Below are 217 nucleotides of genomic sequence, written 5' to 3'. Positions count from 1 at the left end.
TTTATGACGGGCGGACCAGCCGCCCGGGGTCGGTCAGTCTCTGAAAGCCGCGTCCAGGTCCAGGACCTCGCGGTACGCGGCCAGATACAGGGCGTTAATACGGCAGAGAGTCTGCCGCGCCAGGCGTTCAGTCAGCGGGTCGGCGTCATAGCGGTAATGCGACTCAAGACGGTTCAGCTCTGTACGCAGGTCACACATGCTGTTTGCCAGCGCCGCC

General features: G+C 63.6%; 1 protein-coding gene. It reads right to left on the bottom strand.

All coding sequences use genetic code 11. The features are described from left to right. Positions 1-33: 33 nt before the first annotated feature. On the bottom strand, positions 34-217 hold a 184-nt coding region (locus tag GSQ70_RS25680; RefSeq protein ID WP_199257355.1), incomplete at its 5' end, for a hypothetical protein.

The organism is Pantoea sp. BAV 3049 (assembly GCF_009765445.1).
Classification (GTDB): Bacteria; Pseudomonadota; Gammaproteobacteria; order Enterobacterales; family Enterobacteriaceae; genus Erwinia.
The sequence above is the reverse complement of the archived record's forward strand: the minus strand, read 5'-3'. Positions and strand labels throughout refer to the sequence as shown.